Source organism: Lawsonibacter sp. (assembly GCF_022777125.1).
In the GTDB taxonomy this organism is placed as follows: domain Bacteria; phylum Bacillota; class Clostridia; order Oscillospirales; family Oscillospiraceae; genus Lawsonibacter_A; species Lawsonibacter_A hominis.
The window spans coordinates 1-6,946 of record NZ_JALFGV010000082.1; the positions used below are offsets into that span (position 1 = coordinate 1).

7 protein-coding genes are annotated in these 6,946 nt (G+C 62.8%); 5 read left to right on the plus strand and 2 right to left on the minus strand.

The features are described from left to right. The 3 genes from MR825_RS07025 to lysA all read left to right on the plus strand — a co-directional run. Nucleotides 1-352: hypothetical protein (locus MR825_RS07025; protein ID WP_353845871.1), on the plus strand; the 352-nt coding region annotated here is incomplete at its 5' end. 46 nt (nucleotides 353-398) lie between these two features. Further along, a complete protein-coding gene (locus tag MR825_RS07030) occupies nucleotides 399-1,673 on the plus strand; it encodes a dicarboxylate/amino acid:cation symporter (protein ID WP_287879796.1) in 1,275 nt (424 codons plus the stop codon). Nucleotides 1,674-1,795: 122 nt separating this feature from the next. Next, the gene (gene lysA / locus MR825_RS07035; protein ID WP_287879799.1) at nucleotides 1,796-3,097 is read left to right on the plus strand and encodes a diaminopimelate decarboxylase; all 1,302 of its coding nucleotides are present in this window, start codon (nucleotides 1,796-1,798) and stop codon (nucleotides 3,095-3,097) included. A 140-nt stretch (nucleotides 3,098-3,237) separates the two neighbouring features. Here the strand turns inward: lysA and MR825_RS07040 are convergent, their stop codons facing one another. Beyond that, nucleotides 3,238-4,407, minus strand: coding sequence for a MalY/PatB family protein (locus MR825_RS07040; RefSeq protein WP_287879801.1), 1,170 nt, complete (start codon nucleotides 4,405-4,407; stop codon nucleotides 3,238-3,240). A gap of 194 nt (nucleotides 4,408-4,601) precedes the next feature. Here MR825_RS07040 and MR825_RS07045 point away from each other — a divergent pair, with 194 nt between their 5' ends. Then, complete coding sequence (locus MR825_RS07045; protein WP_186908253.1) at nucleotides 4,602-5,084, plus strand: NAD(P)-dependent oxidoreductase; 483 nt, start codon at nucleotides 4,602-4,604, stop codon at nucleotides 5,082-5,084. A 2-nt stretch (nucleotides 5,085-5,086) separates the two neighbouring features. Then, entirely contained in the window at nucleotides 5,087-5,671 is a 585-nt protein-coding gene (locus tag MR825_RS07050; RefSeq protein WP_186908240.1) for a dipicolinate synthase subunit B, read from the plus strand. 119 nt (nucleotides 5,672-5,790) lie between these two features. Here the strand turns inward: MR825_RS07050 and MR825_RS07055 are convergent, their stop codons facing one another. Then, the gene (locus tag MR825_RS07055) at nucleotides 5,791-6,720 is read right to left on the minus strand and encodes a nucleotidyltransferase family protein (RefSeq protein WP_287879804.1); all 930 of its coding nucleotides are present in this window, start codon (nucleotides 6,718-6,720) and stop codon (nucleotides 5,791-5,793) included. Nucleotides 6,721-6,946 lie beyond the last annotated feature (226 nt).

Sequence of the window (6,946 nt, forward strand, 5' to 3'; positions counted from 1 at the left end):
GGCCTTCGGCGTGGCAGACGACCCCGGCAGCACCCGCGATTACCTGAAACTGACCGAGGATGAGTACTGGGTGGACGACCCCGAGAGCGAGTATTACAACCAGCTGGTCCGGGCCAGCGAGACCGGCGGCGTGGTCTGGGACAGCGCCGAGCACCTGATCGGCGAGACGGTGGCTTACGAGTACGCCGTCGCCATCGATTACAACAACTCCTGCACGCCCGGCAGCGGCTCCGCGATCTTCTTCCACTGCAGCACCGGAAACGGGACGGCGGGCTGCGTGTCCGTGCCCCGCGACGTGATGGTAAAGATCCTTCAGACGCTCAAGGATGATACGCTTATCATCATCATGTAAGGCCCATTTATTACCCAAAATATTCTTTTGAGAGGTAGAGAATGTAATGAGCAACAAAGTAACACTCGACAAAAACTCCGTCAGAAAAAACTATGCTTTTCTGGCGCTGATGTTGGGCGGCATGGTCTTGGGCTGTATCGTGGGCTGGTTTGCTCCCGACTTCGGCCATACGATTAAGCCCTTGGGCACTGTGTTCATCAACATGATGTTCTGCGTGGTGGTACCCCTGGTGTTTGCCTCGATCGCCGGATCCATCGCTAACATGAGGAGCCGTGGCCGCGCGGGGAAGATCATGGGCACCACCGTGGCCACCTTTATCGTTACCGGCGCGATCGCCGCCGTCATCATGTTTGTGCTGATGAAGATATTTCCCCCGGTCCTGGAGCCTTGGCAGAACATGACCTCTGAGCAAATTGGCGAGTACGCCTCTATTTCCGACATGCTCGTGAACTTCTTCACGGCTTCCGACTTCGTAGGTCTGCTGAGCCGCAAGGCCATGCTGCCCCTGATTGTATTCTCCATCCTGTTCGGCTTCGCCACGAACATGGCTGGCGGCCCCGACAGCTTGGTCGGCCAGTGGCTGTCGTCCCTGTCCGATGTTATGATGAAATTCATCAACATCATCACCAAGTACGCCCCCATCGCCTTCTTTGCCATTTTCGCCGATCTGGTCGCTACCTATGGCTCCTCCGTTACCACCGCTTATGGACGCGCCATGGCGGTATACTATCCGCTGTGCTTCATCTACATCTTCACGGCCTTCCCCCTGTTCGCCTGGTTCGGCGGCGGCAGGCACGGCATCAAGACCATGTTCCAGCACATCGCCCGGCCCGCCATCGTCTCCCTGGGCACCTGCTCCTCCGTGGCTACCATCCCCACCAACGTGGAGGAAGCCCGCGAGACCGGTATCGACGAGGATGTCGCCAACATGGTCTGCCCCCTGGGCGCTACCATGCACATGGACGGCTCCTGCTTCTCCTGTGTGCTGAAGATCGCCTTCGTGCTGGGGGCGCTGGGGCAGCCCTTTCACTGGAGCATGCTGCCCTTGGTCGTGGGCGTTGCGGTCTTGTCCTCCGTGGGCATGTCCGGCGTGCCCGGCGGCGGCTACATTGGCGAATACATCATCGCCTCTATTTTCTTCCCCGCTCAGATCGATGTGGCCTTCCCCATCCTGGTGGCCATCGGCAATCTGGTCGATCCTCCCGCCACGATGATCAACTCCGCTGGCGACTATGTCGTCTGCTACATCGTCTCCCGCTTTAATGATGGAAAGGACTGTCTGGACAGGGCCATCGCTAAGAAGACCTCTGCTGGCAAGTAACGCTGATATTCTTGCTTCCTCCCTCTCCCCAGTGAGAGCGGGGCGCGGGGCCGCAGCGCGCCGCGCCCCGGCTCCCCTCACCCCACACTATGGAATGGAACCGAAAGAAAAGGAAGAACCATATGATCTGTGATAATATTACCGTTTCCGAAAATGGACGCCTGCTTTTTGCCGGGCAGGACACGGTGGAGCTGGCCCGGCAGTACGGCACCCCCCTGTACCTGATGGACGAGGACAAGATCCGTGAGAACTGCCGGGTCTACGCCGCCGCGTTCCAAAAGCATTTCGGCGACTGCGCCCGTCCCCTGTACGCCAGCAAGGCAAATTCCTTCAAGCGCATCTACGAGATCATGAAGGAAGAACAGATGGGCATCGACGTGGTGTCCTCCGGCGAGATCTACACCGCCCTTCAGGCGGGCTACGACCTCAGCCGCGCCTACTTTCACAGCAACAACAAGACCGATGAGGACATCCGCTACAGCATGGAAAACGGCATCGGTTATTTCGTGGCCGACAATGTGGAGGAGATCCGCGCCATCGAAGCCGAGGCGGCCCGCCGGGGCGTTCGGCAAAAGGTGCTGCTGCGTCTGACTCCGGGGATTGATCCCCACACCTACGAGGCCATCGCCACCGGCAAGGTGGACTCCAAATTCGGCAGCGCCATCGAGACCGGCCAGGCGGAAGAGATCACCGCCTTTACGCTGCAGCAGCCCCATGTGGAGCTGGTGGGCTTCCACTGCCATGTGGGCTCCCAGGTGTTTGCCGAGGACGTGTTTGAGCGCGCCGCCGTCATCATGCTGGAATTCGTGGCCGCCATGAAGAACAAGTACGGCTACATGGCCCAGCAGCTGGATCTGGGCGGCGGCTACGGCGTACGCTATGTGGAATCCGACCCCGATCTGGATGTGGACACCAAGGTGGGCGAGGTGGCCGCCGCCATCCGGCAGGCCTGCGCCCGGCTGGAGATCGATCTGCCGGAGATCCATATGGAGCCCGGCCGCAGCATCGTGGGCGCGGCGGGCATGACCCTGTACACCGCGGGAACCGTCAAAGCGATTCCCGGGTACAAGAACTACGTGTCGGTCGACGGCGGCATGCCCGACAACCCCCGCTTCGCCCTGTACGGAGCCAGCTACACCTGCCTGCTGGCCAACAAGATGAACGAGCCGGCCGGCTTTGAATGCTCGGTGGTGGGCCGCTGCTGCGAGAGCGGCGATATCATCCAGGAGCACGTGATGCTGCCCGCCAGCGTGGGCCGGGGAGATATCGTGGCCGTGTGTACCACCGGCGCCTACAACTACTCCATGGCCTCCAACTATAACCGCCTGCCCCGTCCGCCCATTGTCATGCTCCGGGGCGGCGGCGAGCACTATGTGGCGGTACGCCGGGAGTCCCTGGAAGACCTGTGTCGAAACGATCGATAGCATTCCGCCCGAAACCCGTAAAACGCGCCCGCCGGAGATCCGGCGGGCGCGTCAGTTTGTCGAAAAGCCCCTCAGAGGTTCGCCGCCGCAGCGGAAAAACCGGAACCGTGTTCCGCCCGCGGCAGGCGCGTGCGCGCTCCTTACAAAGCGTTCACGGCCGCCTCCAGCTGGGTCATGGCCTGTTTCAGCACGCTTCTGGGACAGGCGGCGTTGAGCCGCATGAAGCCGTTCAGGCTCCGGCCGAAGCTGCTGCCGTCGTTGAGCCCCAGGCCGGCCTTATGGATCATAAAGTCATGCAGCTCCCCATTGCTCAGGCCCAGCGCCCGGCAGTCCAGCCACATGAGGTAGGTGGCGTCGGGAGCCCAGGTTTTGATTTTCGGAATGCGCCGGGCGCAAAAGTCGGCTACAAAATCCAGGTTGGCGCTCAGATAGGGGAGCAGCTGCTCCAGCCACTCCTCGCCGCCGGTGAAGGCGGCTTCCATGGCGGTGAGGGAGAAGGCGTTGTTGCGGTGGATGTCCATGTTCTTCCAGTAGCGGTCGAACACCTGCTTCATGTGGGCGTTGGGGAAGACCACGGTGCTGGCCTGGAGTCCGGCCAGATTGAAGGTCTTGGTGCCCGAAATGCCGGTGACCGCGAACCGGGCGATCTCCGGGGACAGGGCGGCCACGGGGGTGTGCCGTTTGCCGTGGAAGACCAGGTCGGAGTGAATTTCGTCGGAGAACAGCACCACATGGTGCTTCATGCACAGCCGGGCCATGCGCTCCAGCTCCTCGGGGGTCCAGACGATGCCCAGCGGGTTGTGGGGGCTGCACAGGAGAAACAGGTCGGACTGCTCCAGCTTGGCCTCAAAGTCCGCCCAATCCACACACCAGCGCCCGGCCCGCTCGGCAAAGGGGCTCTCCACCACCCGGCGGCCCCAGGCCTCGGTCATGTCATAGAACTCGGAGTAAACCGGGGTCTGGATCAATACGCTGCCGCCCTCGGGGGTGAAGAGCTTTACCATGGCGCTGATGGACTGCACCACGCCCGGGCTGAAGCTCATGAGGTCCGGGTCGATGTCCCAGCCGTGGCGGCGCTTCTGCCAGCTGCGGATGGCCTCAAAATAGCTGTCCGGGCGGGCAGTGTAGCCCCAGATGCCCTCCTGGGCCCGGGCGGACAGGGCGTCGATGATGGGTTGAGCGGTCTTGAAGTCCATGTCCGCAATCCACAGGGGGATCACATCGGCGGTGCCAAATTTTTTGGCCCGTTCATCGTACTTGGCGGCGTGGTTTTGGGAGCGGTCTACGATTTGGTCGAAATCATACTGCATGGTGGGTCCATCCTTTCTGTTTGTGTTCTGGTATGCCATCCGGCGGAACACGGCCGCCCCTGGAACAAGGTACGGACGGAAGCGCCGGGGACTGCTGAAAATAGGTGCAAAAACTGTGCCAGCTTTTGCAGGCGGCTGAGGTCCCGAGGGGATGCCGGGCCGGACGGCCTGTTTTGTGTCCGGCCGGCAATGCGGTGCCCACCGCAGAGGGGGCCATCCAGATCGCCATGGAGGAGCTGCCCATCACCATCCACGGCGCACGGGCGCTGGTCATCGGCTATGGACGGCTGGGGCGGGCGCTCTCCCAGCGGCTGGCGGGGCTGGGGGCCAAGGTCAGCGTGGCGGCGCGCAAGTTTGCCGACCTGGCCTGGGCGGAGAGCTGCGGCTACGGCATCGAGCACACCGGACAGCTGGAAGGCTGGCTGTGCTGCTACGACTTGGTGGTCAACACCGTGCCCGCCCGCATCCTGAGCGAGGAAGACCTGGAGGACCTGCGCCCGGGCTGCCTGGTCATCGACCTGGCCTCCAAGCCCGGCGGCGTGGACCTGGAGGCGGCGGCGCGCCTGGGAGTGAAGGTGATATGGGCGCTCTCGCTGCCCGGAAAGGTGGCCCCCGTGACGGCGGGCAAGAGCATCAAGATCACGATCTACAACATCCTTCACGAGTTGGGAGTGTGAACATGGAACAAATACGCGTGGGGTTCGCTTTCTGCGGCTCCTTTTGTACTTACGGCCAGGCCATGAGCGCGCTGGAGCAGGTCAAGGCCCGCTTCGGAGACGTGACGCCCATCGTCTCCGAGGCCAGCGCGGCCCTGGACACCCGCTTCGGCGCGGCCCACGATCATATGCGGGAGATGGAGCGCATCTGCGACCGGCGGGTGATCGACTCGATCCCGAAGGCGGAGCCCATCGGGCCCAAGCATCTGCTGGATGTGCTGCTGGTGTGTCCCTGCACGGGCAACACCCTGGCCAAGCTGGCCTGCGGGATCACCGACACCACGGTGACCATGGCGGCAAAGGCCCATCTGCGCAACGGCGCGCCGCTGGTGCTGGCCATTTCCACCAACGACGCCCTGGCGGCCAGCGCCAAACATATCGGCGCGCTGATGGACAAAAAGAACGTCTATTTCGTCCCCTTCCGGCAGGATGATCCGGTGGGGAAACCAACCTCTCTGGCGGCGGATTTCTCCCGGGTGAACGCCGCCATCGAGGCGGCCCTCCAGGGCCGTCAGCTCCAGCCGGTGGTGCTGGGGCCGGATCAGTAGCGATACCTGCAGCGCCGGGAAAGGAAATGGCCGGGCGGCCCGGGCCAAAGCGGAAAAGCAGGCGCCCCGTTCCCTGCCGCGGCAGGGAACGGGGCGCCTGCTTACCGTCAATCGGAGGCTCAGACGGTTGCCCACAAGTCGTCGGGATAGAGCCCGGCAGCGGTTTTTTCCGCGATGGCGGCCACCACCGCCGGTTTGTCCTCCCGATACGTGACGCCGTACCATTTCTCGGCGCTGCGCAGTACCTTGACCCGGGCCTTGCCGGCGTCGATGAGCTGGCTGACGACGCTGGGAAGAAAATACTCGCTTTTGAGCGGGTCTTCCGCCAGGGCCCGGTCCAGAAAAGCGGGGAAGCGCCGCTGTGCTTCGGAAAGAAAGCTGTTGGTGAAGCCCCACAGGTTCATCGAGACGATGGTGCCGCCGCTCAGACGGGTCCAGGTCTGTCCGCCGTCTTCCGTAAAGCGGGCGTCCGCGCCCTCCGGCTCGATGTGGGTGTGTTCCACCACCTGTTCCAGATAGTGCCCGGCATCCTCGCGGCAGACGCCGCGGGCCACATGGCCGTGCTCGGTCACGGTATTGCCCAGAAGGTAGCCCACCATGGCGTATTCATAGCAGCCGGGCCGGTCCGTGTGGCGGGAGAGATAATCGTATATGGTACGAAAGGCCTCCGGGCCGTAGTAATCGTCGGAATTGATGACGGCAAAGGGGCCGTCCACCAGGCCCCGGGCGGCCAGCACGGCATGGCAGGTGCCCCAGGGTTTTACACGGCCGGCGGGAACGGCGTAGCCCTCCGGCAGGTCGCTCAGCTCCTGATACGCGTATTGTACGTCGATGACCCGGGACAGACGCGCTCCGATGGCGGACCGGAAGTGATCCTCGAGCTCGCGCTTGATGACGAAGACTACCCGCTCGAAACCGGCGCACAGGGCGTCGTAGATGGAATAGTCGATGATCAGCTGGCCGTGGTTTCCCACAGGGTCGATCTGCTTGAGGCCGCCGTACCGGCTGCCCATACCGGCGGCCATAACGACCAGAACAGGTTTAGTCATGGAGCACACTCCTCCGTAAATTGAAATAAAGGCATCAGGAAGGCGGGCCCGCGCCCGCAGGCACGGCGGGCGCGGAGGAAACGGACGTCTTTGTGAAGCTAAGCGGCGGCCGTCCCGGCAGACAGTATTATAATTGCAAATGGGAAAATGTGCAACCGGGAGATCGAACCGCCCCGCCGGCTGCCGCGGCAGCCGGCGGGGCGGTTCGATCTCCCGGTTGCACATT